At 38.7% G+C, this 15745-nt stretch carries 19 protein-coding genes and 1 tRNA gene; 5 read left to right on the top strand and 15 right to left on the bottom strand.

The annotated features are described in order from the left end of the window. Positions 1-18 precede the first annotated feature (18 nt). Together PYW30_RS00410 and PYW30_RS00405 are read right to left on the bottom strand one after the other, a co-directional pair. The gene (locus tag PYW30_RS00410; RefSeq protein ID WP_014024129.1) at positions 19-711 is read right to left on the bottom strand and encodes a rhomboid family intramembrane serine protease; all 693 of its coding nucleotides are present in this window, start codon (positions 709-711) and stop codon (positions 19-21) included. Further along, on the bottom strand, positions 701-1219 hold the full coding sequence (locus tag PYW30_RS00405) for a 5-formyltetrahydrofolate cyclo-ligase (RefSeq protein ID WP_003133643.1): 519 nt from the start codon (positions 1217-1219) through the stop codon (positions 701-703). Before PYW30_RS00405 ends, PYW30_RS00410 begins: the two co-directional genes overlap by 11 nt. Before the next feature lie 111 nt (positions 1220-1330). Here PYW30_RS00405 and PYW30_RS00400 point away from each other — a divergent pair, with 111 nt between their 5' ends. Both PYW30_RS00400 and PYW30_RS00395 read left to right on the top strand, forming a co-directional pair. Beyond that, positions 1331-1528 carry a cold-shock protein gene (locus PYW30_RS00400; protein ID WP_003133641.1) on the top strand — a complete coding sequence of 66 codons (198 nt, stop codon included), beginning with the start codon at positions 1331-1333 and terminating at the stop codon, positions 1526-1528. 125 nt (positions 1529-1653) lie between these two features. Then, on the top strand, positions 1654-3009 hold the full coding sequence (locus tag PYW30_RS00395) for an MATE family efflux transporter (protein ID WP_042218098.1): 1356 nt from the start codon (positions 1654-1656) through the stop codon (positions 3007-3009). 12 nt (positions 3010-3021) lie between these two features. On the opposite strand, the gene gatB is transcribed toward PYW30_RS00395, so the two are convergent. The 13 genes from gatB to rnpA form a co-directional block, all read right to left on the bottom strand. Then, complete coding sequence (gene gatB, locus PYW30_RS00390) at positions 3022-4455, bottom strand: Asp-tRNA(Asn)/Glu-tRNA(Gln) amidotransferase subunit GatB (RefSeq protein ID WP_003133637.1); 1434 nt, start codon at positions 4453-4455, stop codon at positions 3022-3024. 1 nt (position 4456) lies between these two features. Further along, complete coding sequence (gatA, locus tag PYW30_RS00385) at positions 4457-5929, bottom strand: Asp-tRNA(Asn)/Glu-tRNA(Gln) amidotransferase subunit GatA (RefSeq protein ID WP_003133636.1); 1473 nt, start codon at positions 5927-5929, stop codon at positions 4457-4459. After that, positions 5929-6234, bottom strand: coding sequence for an Asp-tRNA(Asn)/Glu-tRNA(Gln) amidotransferase subunit GatC (gene gatC / locus PYW30_RS00380; RefSeq protein ID WP_003133635.1), 306 nt, complete (start codon positions 6232-6234; stop codon positions 5929-5931). The genes gatA and gatC overlap by 1 nt, the downstream gene beginning before the upstream one ends. 144 nt (positions 6235-6378) lie before the next feature. Continuing rightward, complete coding sequence (gene codY / locus PYW30_RS00375; protein ID WP_003133634.1) at positions 6379-7170, bottom strand: GTP-sensing pleiotropic transcriptional regulator CodY; 792 nt, start codon at positions 7168-7170, stop codon at positions 6379-6381. A 136-nt stretch (positions 7171-7306) separates the two neighbouring features. Next, positions 7307-8905 (bottom strand): hypothetical protein, encoded by a 1599-nt coding sequence (locus PYW30_RS00370; RefSeq protein WP_042218100.1) that lies wholly within the window; start codon positions 8903-8905, stop codon positions 7307-7309. Between the two features lie 139 nt (positions 8906-9044). Next, on the bottom strand, positions 9045-9368 hold the full coding sequence (locus PYW30_RS00365) for a DUF1292 domain-containing protein (protein ID WP_003133632.1): 324 nt from the start codon (positions 9366-9368) through the stop codon (positions 9045-9047). Between the two features lie 14 nt (positions 9369-9382). Continuing rightward, positions 9383-9811: a Holliday junction resolvase RuvX gene (gene ruvX, locus PYW30_RS00360; RefSeq protein ID WP_042218102.1), complete on the bottom strand. Its 429-nt coding sequence runs from the start codon at positions 9809-9811 to the stop codon at positions 9383-9385. Beyond that, positions 9811-10077 (bottom strand): IreB family regulatory phosphoprotein, encoded by a 267-nt coding sequence (locus tag PYW30_RS00355; RefSeq protein WP_003133629.1) that lies wholly within the window; start codon positions 10075-10077, stop codon positions 9811-9813. Before PYW30_RS00355 ends, ruvX begins: the two co-directional genes overlap by 1 nt. Before the next feature lie 200 nt (positions 10078-10277). After that, a complete protein-coding gene (locus PYW30_RS00350; protein WP_003133628.1) occupies positions 10278-11189 on the bottom strand; it encodes an aldo/keto reductase in 912 nt (303 codons plus the stop codon). A gap of 148 nt (positions 11190-11337) precedes the next feature. Further along, the gene (rpmH, locus tag PYW30_RS00345) at positions 11338-11472 is read right to left on the bottom strand and encodes a 50S ribosomal protein L34 (RefSeq protein WP_003135255.1); all 135 of its coding nucleotides are present in this window, start codon (positions 11470-11472) and stop codon (positions 11338-11340) included. A 120-nt stretch (positions 11473-11592) separates the two neighbouring features. Next, positions 11593-12504 carry an RNA-binding cell elongation regulator Jag/EloR gene (gene jag, locus PYW30_RS00340; RefSeq protein WP_003133627.1) on the bottom strand — a complete coding sequence of 304 codons (912 nt, stop codon included), beginning with the start codon at positions 12502-12504 and terminating at the stop codon, positions 11593-11595. A gap of 24 nt (positions 12505-12528) precedes the next feature. Continuing rightward, the gene (locus PYW30_RS00335) at positions 12529-13344 is read right to left on the bottom strand and encodes a YidC/Oxa1 family membrane protein insertase (protein ID WP_003133626.1); all 816 of its coding nucleotides are present in this window, start codon (positions 13342-13344) and stop codon (positions 12529-12531) included. After that, positions 13341-13709, bottom strand: a complete 369-nt coding sequence (gene rnpA / locus PYW30_RS00330) for a ribonuclease P protein component (RefSeq protein WP_016171030.1) — start codon at positions 13707-13709, stop codon at positions 13341-13343. Before rnpA ends, PYW30_RS00335 begins: the two co-directional genes overlap by 4 nt. A 369-nt stretch (positions 13710-14078) precedes the next feature. Between rnpA and PYW30_RS00325 the strand changes: the two genes are divergently transcribed. From PYW30_RS00325 to PYW30_RS00315, 3 genes are all read left to right on the top strand, one after another. Next, the gene (locus PYW30_RS00325; protein ID WP_042218106.1) at positions 14079-15014 is read left to right on the top strand and encodes an alpha/beta hydrolase; all 936 of its coding nucleotides are present in this window, start codon (positions 14079-14081) and stop codon (positions 15012-15014) included. 84 nt (positions 15015-15098) lie between these two features. Beyond that, positions 15099-15184 (top strand) — tRNA-Leu (locus PYW30_RS00320). Between the two features lie 152 nt (positions 15185-15336). Further along, a complete protein-coding gene (locus PYW30_RS00315) occupies positions 15337-15636 on the top strand; it encodes a YbaB/EbfC family nucleoid-associated protein (protein WP_042218108.1) in 300 nt (99 codons plus the stop codon). Positions 15637-15745: the final 109 nt, after the last annotated feature.

Raw genomic sequence — 15745 nt, 5'->3', positions numbered from 1 at the left:
TTGCTTATTTTAATCTATTTATTTTATAAATGGCAAAATCAGAAAAACGATAAATAAAACAACAACCGTTACTCCTGATAAAATACGATTTTGCATGGGTACAGAATTTTTGAAATATTTGGGTGGAAACACAGGAGCTAAAAGAAGTCCACCCACTGCTCCTCCAACATGTGACCAAATATTGACGGAGCTAAGATTAAACATATTAAAGAATAGATTAATCGCAATCAAGATGGTAAAGGTCTTACCAATCTGTTTTAGCATCGGATGCCCTGTAAAAAAGCCTATCCCTGCAATAGCTGCAAAAAGACCAAAGATCGAAGTTGATGCTCCTGCAGATAAGGAATTGGGCGAAAAGATAAAGGTTGCTGCATTGCCAAAAATTCCTGAAAGAATATATATCAAACTGAAATTAAGACTCCCAAATACAGCTTCAACCTGACGGCCGATAAAAAAGAGCGTCAGAGTATTCATGAGGAAGTGTGTCCATCCAATATGAATAAAAATTGGTGTAACGAGGCGCCACAATTGAGTTGGATCAGCTAAAATGGCTGGTGGGAATAATGCACCAGTATTAAAAAGGTTAATTGCTGAGGTTGCAGCTAAACCATAACGTAAAAATTGATAAAGCCAAACCATCGTTGTTAAAAGTGATAAAATATAAGTCGCTTTATGCTTCATAAAGTCTTTTTTTATCATATCAATGTTCATAAGTAAATATTTCTCCTATGCTTATATCATGAGGTTCTGGATGAAAGTCTTTGTGCTGGAAATCATAACATAGACTCACTGTTTGTCCAGAAAAGCTTGTCAGATAACGGTCATAATATCCCGCGCCAAAACCAATCCGATAGCCTTCCTTATTCCAAGCCAAGCCGGGGACCAAAATTAAATCAGGCACAACTTCGTTTTTAGACTTAGGTTCTAGTATACCAAATTTTGTGCGTTCTAAGTCATTTTTGTCGTATTTTACAAAAATCATGTGACGATCAGCCAAAGTTTTTGGTATAACAATTTGTTTATCGTCCTGCTCGAAAAGGGGATGCAAATCAAATTCAAACTCTTGCGGCATGTAGAGCGCCACGGTTTTTGCGCTTTTCCATTGTTCAGATTCAAGCAGTTTTGTAATAATTTTCTGACTTTGGTGGCTTTTGTCAGCAAAATCAAAACTTTTCAGTAAATTTATCATTTCTTTTCGAATTAGCGCTTTCTTTTCCATACTTTATATGGTATCATAAAGCTGTAAGTTTTTTTCAAGTTAACGTTTATGCTTTTTGTTACACGCTTTCCGAAGATAAGATTTACCAAACTAAAGAAAGGATGTATTCAAATGGCACAAGGAACTGTAAAATGGTTTAACGCTACTAAAGGTTTTGGCTTCATTACAACTGAAGAAGGCAACGATGTATTCGTACACTTCTCAGCTATTCAAACTGATGGCTTCAAAACTCTTGATGAAGGCCAAAAAGTTAGCTTTGATCTTGAAGAAGGCCCACGTGGACCTCAAGCAATCAACGTTACTAAATAATGGTAATTAAAGCACCTTTACGGTGCTTTTTCTTTTTGTTTAAAGACCACAATAAAAGCAGTTGTGCTATTGTTTTATAGATATAAAAAGTTTACAATGTATAAAGCAAAGAATTTAGGAATATTATGAAAGATTTAACAAAAGGAAACATTCTCAAAGGTTTAATTACCTTCACCCTTCCCCTGCTCTTGGGAAACTTTTTTCAAGTGCTCTATAATACTGCAGACACACTGATTGTTGGTCAAACGCTAGGAAAAAATGCTCTTGCGTCAGTGGGTGCTACGGGTTCCATCAACTTTTTAATCGTTGGTTTTGCTCAAGGAATGACCGCAGGACTTACGATTATTACTGCGCAACGCTTTGGTGCCAAAGATGCACATGCTGTCAAAAAGTCCTTTGTGACAGGGCTGTATTTTACGATAGCTATCTCACTCTTGCTCAGTGTCTTGTCTGTTCTGTTTGTGGGTCAGTTGCTGCAACTTATGCAGACTCCCGCTGAGATTTACCAAGGCGCACATACTTTTTTAAGCATTATGTTAGGCGGACTTACAGCGACAACACTGTATGCTTATTATTCAAATGCACTGCGCGCACTGGGTGATTCCAAGACACCACTTTATGCACTTATCGTCGCCAGTATTTTAAATATAGGCTTTGAATACTTCGCAATCCTCGTTCTCCATTTAGGCTTAGCAGGAGCAAGTGCAGCTACCATTTTAGCCCAATGTATCTCTGTTCTCTATCTCGTTTTACATATTAAACGCAAGGTGCCTGAGTTACACCTTAATCGAAAACTTCTTGCTTACGATACCCAAGAAATTCGCACACATGCACGCCTGAGTATCCCCATGGGATTTCAGTCTAGTATTATCGCTATTGGTTCTATTACACTTCAAGTAGCACTTAACACTATGGGCACAAACGCTGTCGCAACTCAAGCTATTGTATCTAAGATTGATCAAATCGCGATGTTGCCAATGATGTCGATTGGACTTGCTATGGCTACCTTTGGGGCCCAAAACTTTGGTGCAAAACAATACCGCCGCATAAATCAAGGGCTTTTCCAAGCTCTTCTCATAGCTGTTTCCTGGGCGATTGGCTTCGCCATTCTTTTGGTAAGTTTGAACTACTACTTCACGACTGCTTTTATCTCACCGAGTCAAACAGCTGTTATCGATATGGCTAGACATTACTATGTTGTGAATGGTGGCTTCTATTGGCTACTTGCTATTCTCTTCGTCACGCGCTCCACACTACAAGGTTTGGGCAATGCGCGCATTCCGACGATTTGTGGCGTGGCAGAATTGGTCATGCGTGCCGCAGTGGCCATCATCGGAGTTAACCTCTTAAATTACACCGTGATTATTTCATCCAACCCAGCTGCTTGGATAGGATCAACTGCTATTTTGATTCCTACAACCATTCGCATGGTTCGCCGCTTTAATCGTGAAAATATACAAGAAAAAATCGTTCTTCCTTGAACGATTTTTTTATTAGTCTTTATCTAATTCTTGATAGAGCAGTTTTTGTGCTACTGTCGGATTAGCTTGTCCTTTTGTTGCTTTCATTAACTGACCAACTAAAGCCTTAGCTGCATTTTCTTTACCACCACGGTAATCCGCAACAGATTGCTCATTTTTAGCAAACACTTCATGAATAATTGGCAAGAGTACAGCTGGATCGGAGATTTGAACCAAGCCGGCCTTTTTAACGAAAGCTTCTGCTGAACCGCCGTTTTTAGCTAATTCGAGGAAGACTTTTTTCGCAATTTTCGATGAAATTGTCCCATCCGCAATCAAACGCAACATTTCTGTGAGATTTTCTGGCGTTAAGTGAATATCTTTAAGTTCCAGATGTGCTGTGTTCAAGTACTGAGCAACCTCACCTTGAAGCCAGTTGGATACCAATTTGGCATCACCACCTAATTTCACAGCTGCTTCAAAGAAATCAGAGACATCTTTTGAGCTTGTCAACTGGCGTGCATCGTATTCACTGAGACCCATTTCCTCTACATAACGTACACGGCGCGCTGCTGCAAACTCAGGAAGTTCAGCACGTACTTCATCAATCCAAGCTTCAGAAATTTCAATACGTGGCAAATCTGGTTCTGGGAAATAACGGTAATCAGAAGCACCTTCTTTAACACGCATCAAGATCGTTTCACCTGTTTTATCATCAAAACGGCGTGTTTCTTGACGAATTTCACCACCAGCACGCAGAATCTTCGCTTGGCGATCAATTTCAAAGGCTAAGGCTTTCTTGACATTACTGAAAGAGTTCATGTTCTTCACTTCTGTTTTAACACCAAACTCTTCTTGGCCATAAGGACGCAATGAAATGTTGGCATCGCAGCGCATAGAACCCTCTTCCATCTTCACATCAGAAATACCTGTATAGAGGATTAATTCACGTAAGGCGGTCAAATAAGCATAAGCTTCATCAGCGCTTCGCATATCTGGCTCAGAGACGATTTCAATCAAGGGTACCCCTTGACGGTTCAAATCAACATAAGAATAGCCATCTGTTCCGTGCGTATTTTTACCAGCATCTTCTTCAATATGTGCACGCTCAATACGCACCGTCGATTTTGTACCGTCTTCAAGCTCAATTTCAATAGAGCCGTTGTAGCCAATAGGTTCATCTGCTTGCGAAATTTGGTAGGCTTTCGGGTTATCAGGGTAAAAATAATTTTTACGATCAAAATGCATACTCTTTTGAATCGACATATTCATAGCAAGAGAAGCCTTCATCCCTGCCACTACAACACCTTTATTCAGTGTCGGTAAAACCCCTGGCATCCCCCAATCAATAACATTGGTATTCACATTTGGTTCAGAACCAAATTCAGCTGGAGTTGGGCTGTAAATTTTTGAGTTCGTATTTAACTCAACATGGACTTCAAGTCCAATGACTGTTTCAAAGTTCATCTTATTTTGCCCCTCCTTCTGTAAAGATAATTGGTTTTTTCTTATGATGATCTGTCGTTGCTTCAAAAGCTGCTGCGACTTGATAAATTGTTTCCTCATCGTAACGTTTACCAATCAATTGCATCCCAACAGGTAAGCCTTCAACATAACCCGCCGGAATCGAAATTCCTGGTAATCCCGCCAGGTTGACTGGAATGGTTAAAATATCTGAAAGATACATTTGAACAGGGTCTTTTGATTTTTCATCAAAGCCAAAAGCAACCGTTGGTGCTGTTGGGCCAAGAATCAAGTCATAATCAGCAAACACTTTATTAAAGTCTTCAATAATCAGTGTACGCACTTGACCAGCTTTTTTAAAGTGCTTGTCATAGGCACCTGCAGAAAGACTAAATGTCCCCAGCATAATACGACGTTTTACCTCATCACCAAAGCCTTCTGAACGTGATTTCACATAGACATCTTCAAGATTTTCAATATCCTGTGCACGATAACCATAACGAATACCATCGAAACGTTGGAGATTTGAGCTTGCTTCTGAAGAAGCGATGATGTAGTAAACAGCTACCCCATACTTGCTATGTGGCAAGCTCACTTCTTCAACAATAGCACCTAAAGATTCTAAGTGTTTCGCTGCCGCCATAATTTGCTCTTTAACGGCTGGATCAATGCCTTCGCCAAAGTATTCTTTAGGTAAAGCAATCTTCATTCCTTTAATGTCTTGCCCAATTTTTGAACCAAAATCTGGCACAGCTACTTCTGAACTTGTGGCATCTTTAGCATCACTACCTGAGATAACATTTAAAAGTTGTGCATTCTCTTCAACAGTAGCTGAAAAAGGACCAATTTGGTCAAGTGAACTCGAAAAAGCAATTAAACCATAACGCGAAACTCGTCCGTAAGTTGGTTTCAGACCCACGATACCACTGAAAGAAGCCGGCTGACGAATCGACCCACCTGTATCGGACCCCAATGACAAGCGTACTTGTCCACTCGCAACAGCACTCGCTGAACCTGACGATGAACCTCCGGGAACTTTTGTTTGATCCCAAGCATTGTATGTTGGTTTAACAGAAGAAGTTTCCCCTGAGCCTCCCATTGCAAACTCATCCATATTGGCTTTACCAATAATAACCATGCCATTATCATAAAGTTTTTCAACCACAGTTGCATCATAAGGTGGGATAAAACCAGAAAGAATCTTACTTGCCGCAGTTGTTTCAATATTTTTAGTGACAATATTGTCTTTAACTGCTAAGGGAATACCATCGGTGAGTTTTGCTGCATCAATCCCTCGTGCATCAATAGCAGCTGCTTGCGCTAGCGCTTCTTCATCTAATACAGAAATAAAGCTGCCCATTGCTGCTTCACGTGCATGTACATCTTCCAATGTCGCCCGTGTCAAGTCAACAGCAGAGATTTCCTTTTTCACCAAGAGGTCATGCAACTCTTTAATTGTTTTATTATTCAATGCCATTATGCATCTCCTCCATCAGCCAACATTGCGGGAACCTTAATAAAGCCGTCTTGCTTCGTTGGTACATTACGCATTAATTCATCACGGTCATCACCTGGTACAGCAATATCTTCACGCATGCGGTTTAAGTTATCCGCAACGCTCATCGTAAATTCTACATTTTCCGTATTGACTTCCTCTAACTGCTCCACCATTTCGATAATCTTATCGAGTTTATCCGTCACAGCATCAAGGTCATTTTCCTCAAATTTGAGCTTTGACAAAGTTGCCACATGCTCCACTTGTTCTTTTGTAATCTTGCTCATGTTATTTTCCCTAACTATTAAAGATTTTCATTCTCAATTATAGCAAAAATCTTTAAAAACTGATACAGCTAGGCTTTACTGCCTACTGCATTTACCACAAGTAAAAAACCTCTCTCCACGAGAAGTTTTTTATTACTTTTAAGGTTAGAAGTTACGGCCTTCAAGTTTTGTAAACAAACCTTGGTTAAGAACTTTGAGGTAAGTTCCTTTCATTCCCAACGAACGACTTTCAATAACACCGGCAGATTCAAGCTTACGCAGTGCATTAACGATTACTGAACGGGTAATGCCAATCTTATCGGCAATGACTGAAGCGATAACGTGTCCTTCTTCACCATCAAGTTCTTCAAGAATTGCTTTCACAGCCTTCATTTCTGAATATGAAAGTGTATTGACTGCCATATTGGCCATCGTGTCTTTACGGATATTTTCTTCCATTTGTTCAAGTTTAAGATTGGAAAGTTGAACACCGATAACTGTTGTTGCAAGTTCTGCAAGCACAAGGTCATCATCACTGAATTTCCCGTCTGTACGCCATAAGATAAATGTTCCCAAGCGCATACCGCTACCATAGATTGGTGCACATGTTGTCAAACCATTAGGATACTCACCTAAAAGTTCTGCAGGAAATACTGACAAAGGTTCGTTAATCGTGATATTTGCTAAAGTGTCATAGATACGGATAGCCGCACGTGCATAATCTTCTGGCAATTGTTTTTGTACATGGAAAAGTTCATTAACACGATCGTTGTTAATTTCGTATGGCAGTGAATAGCCCAAAAGTTTCCCTTTTGTATCAATGATACAAGCATTACAGTCAATCACGTTGGCTAAACGCTCTGTCATGTTATCATAGGGTAACTCCTGCTTTAAATCAGTTACTCCATCTTGCAGAACTGATGTAATTTTGCGGGTTTTTTCTAATAAAGTAGCCACGGTTTTCTCCTATTATATTATTTTCTAAATAAACTCTTAATGAATTATAACACAAAAAAATTCAAAAAACAACAGGAATAGTCAGAAAATTCGCTTTTTTCATTATAATAAAACAAGATATACAATTATGTATATCTTATTTCTTTTTATATACAGAAAATTGACTAACGTTACCAACTTCCACTTTTTTGTAAGAATCTTTAAGAGTTTCTTGTACTGAATTTGAAAGATCCTGTCCACTTTGCACCACGACATACTTATTCCCTGCGTTGGCAAAGAGCAAATCAAAGTTCTGATGGAATCTAACGGGATAATGGCGAGGGAAATCATCTATGCCTCCCACACGCTGTGACCGCAAATTAATGTTTTTATCCGACGCTATCGCCAACACCTTATCCTCTTTTGTTGTATCAGCTTTCACAAACTGCGCAACTTGTTGTTCTTCAGAGAAAACTTGTTGATGCATCGTTTGTGTAACAATAGGGGCTCCTATCACAAAGAGTAGAGCCAAAATTGGCGCAAAAAGCTTGGCCTTCATATAATCTTGTAAGATATTCTGGCGTTGATCCACCGCATCTTGTATGGTATCGCTCACGAATAATAAAAGTAAGGGCAGGATGGCAAGTAAATTTGAACTTTCGAATACTTGAGAAAAAACAACAAATCCTAACACAAGAATTGAACTCAATAAGAGTAAAAGTTGCCAGATAAAGGTTTGTCCCGAACTTTTAATATTACGCACCCCATGTACGAAATTGGCTGCAAGTCCAAATACTAAAAGATAAACAAGAGCTTTCAGAAGCGACATCCAGAAATTATCTGTAAAGCCTAATGTCGTCAGCGGAATGATAATGGACTGTTCGATTGATGTATACAGCACTTGTGCATTTAAGGAGTAAAAAGCAACAGTATAACCTACCAATAATACACCAAATAAAATTGCTAAAAATTGATAAATACCACGACCAATTCTTTTATTCTGAATATTAAAGACAAGCAAAGCGAGACAAGACAGAAGCCATAAAATCGTCATGATTGGGGATATGACAAGAACAAGAGCTCCAGTCATACCAAAGATGATAAAAGCTTCATCACGTGCATCTTGACGTAGATAACGGTCCAAAAACTGTAATGCCCATAATGCAAAAGGCAGAGCGATCAAGGTTGGCGCTGTGCCTCCTTGAGCCAAACCTGCAATCGAAACCAAGGTAAAACCTGTGATAATACGTGCTGCCAATCGGCTACGTGTGCGCTGTGAAATCAAACGATAGACCTGCACACCGCTCATAAATAAAGCCAGAATTTGGAAAAGGTACAGGAGCCATGTGGTTTGACCAAAATGACCGATCCAATTAATCAGGTAAAAGACAATTCCGCCAGAGCCCCAAAAATCATTGTAAGGGACCAAGCCCGCCTGCATTGCCATTCCCGAATAGAGGTATTGCGACTGTACACCTGTAGGTTGGAGATTAAATATAGGGAAAGCATAGAAACTTAGACTAAGCACCAAGGACACAAGCCCAATAAATAACCAGTCGGCTGGCATAAGCCGTGGCTTTTTTTCTCGGGTTGGTACAAAACTTGCTTCTGATTTATGACGACGTGAATAAAAACCAGTCTCTTCCGCAGGAAGTTCGAGGTCTTCACTAACCTCAAGCTCCTCGATCTCTTCCGCTTGTTCTAATTGTTTTTTATGTTCATGCCTTAGTGAACGTGAACCATAGTTTTTTTTCATTTAATTTTCCTTCAAAGAGTAATCACTAAATTATAACAAATTTCTTCAAAGTACTCAATTTTTGCTAAAAATTTTTTGGAATAGTTTATAATATTTCAATATTAATGCAATAAAAAAAGAGGCTTTGACTCTTGATTTATCAATAAACTTCGTCGTCCTGATTTTCCATAAAGTTATTAAAAACTTCTTCAATCATATCCCATTCAGCATCTGAATCTTCAGCGATAGGCTGTAAATCACCTTCAGTGCCGTCTTCATTTTGAGTAAATGAATAGGCTTGGATTTCAACTTCACCATTATCATCTTCTGCACCATCAACAGGCATAACGAGGACGTAATTTTTACCAAATTCTTCTTGGCCATCAATAGTGATCAAGATTTCAAAAAGGCTTTCATTACCGTTATCATCAATAAGAGTGATAAAACGGTCTTCGTGGTCATGGTCATGTGTATGTTCTGACATAATACTTCCTACTTCTAAAATAATTTGTGCGCATCAAGATAATTTTGTAATATCAAGACAGCGGCGAGTTTATCAATTGATTTTTTACGGTCCTTACGACGGACACCACCATCAATCAATACTTTTTCTGCTTGCATTGTCGTCAAGCGTTCATCTTGGTATTCTATAGCGACATCAAACGTTTCGGTAATTTTTTCACCATAGTTTCTTGAAGCTTCCGCACGAATACCTTCATCATTATTCATATGTTTGGGTAAACCGAGTACGATTTTTGAAGGCTTATATTCTGTAATCAGTTCTGCTAAGCGTTCAAAACCAAATTCACCAGCTTCACTGTCAATCTTTATTGTTTCGACAGGCTGAGCCGTCATTCCCAATAAATCACTCACAGCTACACCAACAGTTTTCGTACCCACATCCAAACCTAAAATTCTACTGTACATTAAAGTTGTACACCGTGTGCTTTTAAGTATTCTTTAATCAATTCTTCAACAATATCATCACGGTCAAAACGACGGATTTTGTTACGCGCATCGTCGTGACGTGGAATATAAGCTGGATCTCCTGACAAAACATAACCTACCATTTGGTTGATAGGATTGTAACCTTTAGCATCAAGTGCACGATAAACATTTACAAGTGTTTCGCCGATTTCTTTTTTACTTGAATCATCAAATTCAAAGCGGACTGTTTCATCTGTAAAACTCATAATATGTACCTCCTTTGGGGTAGGTTCAAGCAAACTGCTTAAAAATCCTTTTAATTAATTTTTTCTAATAATGCTCTCTAATTATACATCATTTCTGACACTAATTCAATCTATTTCGTCTAGCAACTCGAATAAATGGCACTCTAGACGGTTCTATTAGAGCCATTTGTCGCTCAATGCTAAACTATCAATTTACGGGCTTAAGGGAGAATATTTCCGGCTGCCATATATAAGTCATACCACTCGTCACGGCTGAGAACCAGATCACTCGCATTTGTTACTTCCTCAATCCGTTGTTCCGTCATCGTACCAATTATCGTCTGCATACGTGCTGGATGGCGATTAATCCACGCTATCGCAATCCCTGAAGGTGTAAGATTGTATTTTTCAGCATATTCTTCAAGTTTTTTGTTTAATTCAGGGAATTTATCATTGCCAACAAAAGGGCCATCAAAATAACCATGTTGGAAAGGAGACCAAGCTTGAATCGTCATCTTATTAATGCGGGAATACTCTAATACTGAACCATCTTGCATATGACTGGCTTGATTAGGAATATTCACATTGAGGCCTGCATCAACCATTTCGGTATGTTTTAAGCCAAATTGAAGCTGATTAAAGAGTAACGGCTGCTTCACTGCTGTTTTAAGCAACTCCACCTGCATTGGGTTTTGATTGGAAACGCCAAAATAGCGAACCTTTCCAGATTTCTCGAGCTCGTAGAAGGCCTCTGCGACCTCTTCTGGCTCCATTAACGTGTCGGGGCGATGCAAGAGCATAGTATCAAGATAATCTGTCTGTAGCCGTTTTAAAGACCCTTCTACCGATTGGATAATATGTTCTTTTGAAAAATCAAAGGCGATACCTGGACGGATGGCGCATTTCGACTGGAGATAAATATCTTCCCGTCGAATAGAGGTTTGTGCTAAAGCCTCAGCAAAAACCGTTTCACACTGTCCCGCGCCATAAATATCCGCATGGTCAAAAAAGTTAATGCCATTTTCATAAGCTGTCTCAATAACTTTAACGGGATTCTTTCCTGGTTCTATGATACGCATACAGCCCAAGATAATTTGTGAAGCTTGCATATCGGCAATCTGAATTTTTTTCATTAACAACAACTCCTCTTCTTTTACAATAAATTCATTATATCACAATAAAAGTAAACGCTTTACTTTCTCAAGAGTTATTTTTGTTCCTTTTTATGAATCATGTTTCCAAAAGAAAAAAACCCACCCGAGGGTGAGCATCTTTTTACAATTAAACTGTAAGTGAAGCACGTCCTTTACGACGACGAGCTGCAAGTACACGACGTCCGTTTTTAGTTGCCATGCGTGCACGGAATCCGTGAGTAGTCTTACGAGGTTTTTTATGTGGTTGGTAAGTACGTTTCATTTGTTAAATCCCTGGGCTACTTCACTTGGGAAAGTAGCTCCACCGTTCTTGCGGTGTTCCTTTCTTTCATTTCTGTGCTTAAAGCATACTAAAATATTCTACACCAAATCATCGGAAATGTCAAATTTCTTTTGTAACGGTGATATAACGATTGTATTCGTTACCTTCAGAATGGCTAGAAACACCTTCTTCTTTCGAAATAATTGTGTGTACAATCTTGCGTTCATTGGACTGTAAATCATTAATATAGACCGTTTCACCAGAACGGGCACGTTCTGCTGCACGATGCGCCAAACTTGTAATATATGCTTTACGCTTTTCATGATAATCGCCAACATTGACAGCAATATTTACACGTGTACTTAAAATACTGTTCGCATAAGCTTTAGCCAAGGTTTGTAAACTTTGCAAAATCTTCCCATGTTTACCAATGAGTAAAGCATCTTGATTCGAATTTAAGTTAAAAACAAGCAAAGTGCCTTCTTTTGCTACATTTACAGTGATTGCAATACCCATTTCAGAAGTAATGTTTGTTAAGTAAGTCGAAATTTTATCCGCAAACTCTGTTTCCTCAGCTGTTAATTCCATTGGTACAGCCTTAGCTTTTTCTTTTACCTTCTCGGGAATTTCAACTTCTGGAAGCGGATCTTTGCTTTGAGCAATGTCTGCTTTAACTTCTTCAATTATAACTTCACGTTCTTCTGGAGTTAATTCACCTTCTTGTTCTTTTTCAGCTGCACGTACAGCTTTCACAATTTGGCTTAACTCAAGAGTTGCTTCCATGGCAGACTGTGCTTTTGGCACACCGAGATTGATATCTTCAACACCACGTTCTGCTAAACGATCCGCTTTACGAATGGTTTCTTCTTTGATTTCTTCTATATCTACGAGGGCTCGTTTTTTACCAAATCCTAAAAAACCACGTTTTTCTTTTTGTTTTACATGAATATGTACATTCTCGCGCTTTACACCTAAACGATATAAGCCGCGTTCTATTGCTTCTTCAACTGTTCTCCCAGTAAAAATAGTCATGATTTAAAACTCCTATCTCCTGATTTACTTTTTATTTTTCAAAGCCTTCTTTAATGCCTTCTCACGTGCTTTTACTTTATCCTTTTCCGCTTGGGCTTTAGCTTCACGCGCTGCAATTATTTTGAAGGGATTGGCAATAAGCAAAGTTTGTAAGACTTGGAAACCATTTGACACCACCCAGTAAAGAGCAACACCGCTTGCGACATTGATTGCGAAAACAAAAATCATTACTGGCATCGCAAATGTCATCGTACTTGTCATTGCATTTTTCTCAGGTGCTGATTTCATTGTCAACCATGAGCTCGCAAATGTAAAAAGTGCTGCCAAAATTGGCAAGATAAATGTTGGATCTTTATCCCCGATATTAAACCAGAGGAAAGTTCCGTGCTTTAAGAAATCTACACGTGTCAAAGCTTGGTACAAAGCCCATAATATTGGCATTTGCACTAAGAGTGGTAGACACCCTGCATAAGGGTTAACCTTGTTTTTAGCGTAAAGTTCTTGTGTTTCTTCTTGAACTTTACGACGCGAATCCACGTCTTTACCTGGATATTGCGCTTGTATTTTTTTTATTTCAGGCTGAATTTCCTGCATTTTTTGGCTAGACTTGATTTGAATATTCATCAAAGGCAAAAGTGCCGCACGAATAATCAAGGTAAATAAAATAATACCAACAGCTGTCATACCACCAAATGACAAGAAACGAATAACCTGAGCAAATCCATAAACTATCTGTTCCCAAAAGTTTGTTGAATGTTGTGTAACCTCAGAACGTCCACAGGCAGCCAATAAGAGTAAAGAAGCACTTGCCATCGAAAGCAAAGTTATTTTCTTTTTCAATTCTTTTCTCCATCTTTATAAATTTTAGACAATTTCAATACATGCTTGAGATTTTTTCTTACTTCCTCAAAACTGAGTTTTTCGACTCCTGGACGTGCAATAACCACAAAATCTTCATCTTCTAAATGAGAAGAAAACTCTGCAACTGCATGTCTAATGAGCCGCTTCACACGATTTCGTGTGACCGCATTTCCAATCTTTTTACTTACTGAAATCCCTGTACGAAAATGCTGTTGCTCAGTATCGAGTTTATATACAACAAATTTCTTATTGGCAAAGCTATTTTTCGCTAAAAATATTTGTTCAAAGTCTTTCGAGCGTTTTACACGATAGGTCTTTTTTATAGCCAAGCCACTCTCTCCCATACTAAAAATTATCTCCATTATTTTAACACAAAGTAGAGGAAAAGTCACTTTTTTCCAAGAAAGCGCTTTTTCAGCTTTAATTCTTGTTGCATATCATTACTTAGAAGCTCAAAACCATGTTAGAATAAAGATAAATAAAAGATAGATGTAGCCAAGAGCCAATAAAGTGATCTTCATTTCGCTTCCCTAAACATAATGGCTCAAAGAATCAATCCCCTTTGATTCCCGACTACTCCTTTTCCTTCCCACACATTTGTTGGCTCTTGTGGGAAGGTTTTTTCATACGCAATGGGGTGCACCGGTTTAAACGCCCTGTCTCCCAAGTGCTCGTATTCCTATTTTTCTCAAAAAATTTGGTATAATAATGCGATGAAAAAACGTAAAAAGAAAATTTTCGCTTTATGGACAATTAGTATCATAAGCCTTTTGTTGCTCGTTGATTTAGGGGTTACTTATTATTTCTACTCTGTTGCTTATGTCCGAAATGATGCGCCCGTGGGCCAAGTTCAAGCATCAAGTAAAAATTATCCTCTTGTCACACAATTTGATAAGTTGAATAAAAAAACGCTTACCATGGAAAATGGTGGCTTAAAACTCAAGGCTTGGTATATTCCAGCGGAACATAAAACAAATAAAACAGTTATTGTTGTCCACGGTTTCCGCCAAAATAAAGAAGCGATGCGCCAATATGGGCAACTCTTCCATGAGTTAGGCTATAATGTGCTTATGCCTGACAATCGTGCTGCTGGAGCCTCAGAAGGTCAGCTCATTACTTATGGTTACTACGATAAAAAAGACGTGATTGCCTGGTCAAAAAAATTAACACAAGAAAATCCTGAAAGCCGTATTACTTTATTTGGACTTTCTATGGGAGCCGCAACGGTTATGATGGCTTCGAGTGAAACAGAATTACCTGACTCTGTAAACAGTATTATTGAAGATTGTGGATATACTGATGTCTGGTCAGAAATCACCTATCAAGCCAAATCCACCTACAATATTCCCCCATTTCCCCTTGTCTATAGTTTATCCGCTATGAATAAAGTGCGTCAAGGTTGGTTTTTAAAAGAAGCAAGTGCGACACAAGCGCTCTCTCAAAACGATCGCCCGATTCTCCTTATTCACGGCGATTCAGACACTTATGTGCCTACATCAATGCTTAAGGAAAACTACCAAGCGGTCAAGGCAGGAACACCAAAGGAAATGCTTTTAATTAAAGGTGCTGCACATGCCAAGGCCTTTGAGACAAATCCTCAACTCTACCGTCAATCTGTTGAAAAATTCTTGAAAAACTATAACGGTTAATTCTTTGACAGTACGAGAACACCCTATTACAGTTTATTCTTGCTTTTCACTTCCTAAAATGGTATTATATTAAAGTACCAATTCGCGGAAGTGGCGGAATTGGCAGACGCGCAGGATTAAGGATCCTGTGGCCTATCTTGGCTGTGCGGGTTCAAGTCCCGCCTTCCGCATATTATTTAAACGTCTAATGAATAGACGTTTTTTTGTTTTCTCACCTGCTTCAAAATCATGTACAAAAATGGTATAATAATGACATCAAGAAACTATATATTTGCAATAATCAAGGCGCTTAAGTCTTGAAATAAGGAGATAATAAACTACGATGATGAATATGCAAAACATGATGAAGCAAGCACAAAAATTGCAAAAACAAATGCAAGCTTCACAAGAAGAAATTGCCAATACTACTTTTTTGGGTAAAGCAGCACAAGATTTAGTCGTCGCTGAATTTTCTGGTGATCGTAAATTGACAAGCTTAACGATCAAGAGTGATGTGATTGACCCTGAAGATCCTGAAACATTGCAAGATTTAGTTGCAGATGCTGTAAATGATGCGCTCACTCAAATCGAAAAAACAACTGAACAAAAACTAAGCAAGTTCTCTAAAGGACTTCCCTTCTAATTAAAATAGCCTCTGAGGGCTTTTTTATTTTAGTCCTTTTATTCATTAGAATAAAAAGCGCCAAAATATGATTGTGCTTAAAAACAAAAAAACGCGAATTTCTTCGCGT

It is taken from the genome of Lactococcus garvieae subsp. garvieae, assembly GCF_029024465.1.
Taxonomy (GTDB): domain Bacteria; phylum Bacillota; class Bacilli; order Lactobacillales; family Streptococcaceae; genus Lactococcus; species Lactococcus garvieae.
The sequence above is the reverse complement of the archived record's forward strand: the minus strand, read 5'-3'. Positions and strand labels throughout refer to the sequence as shown.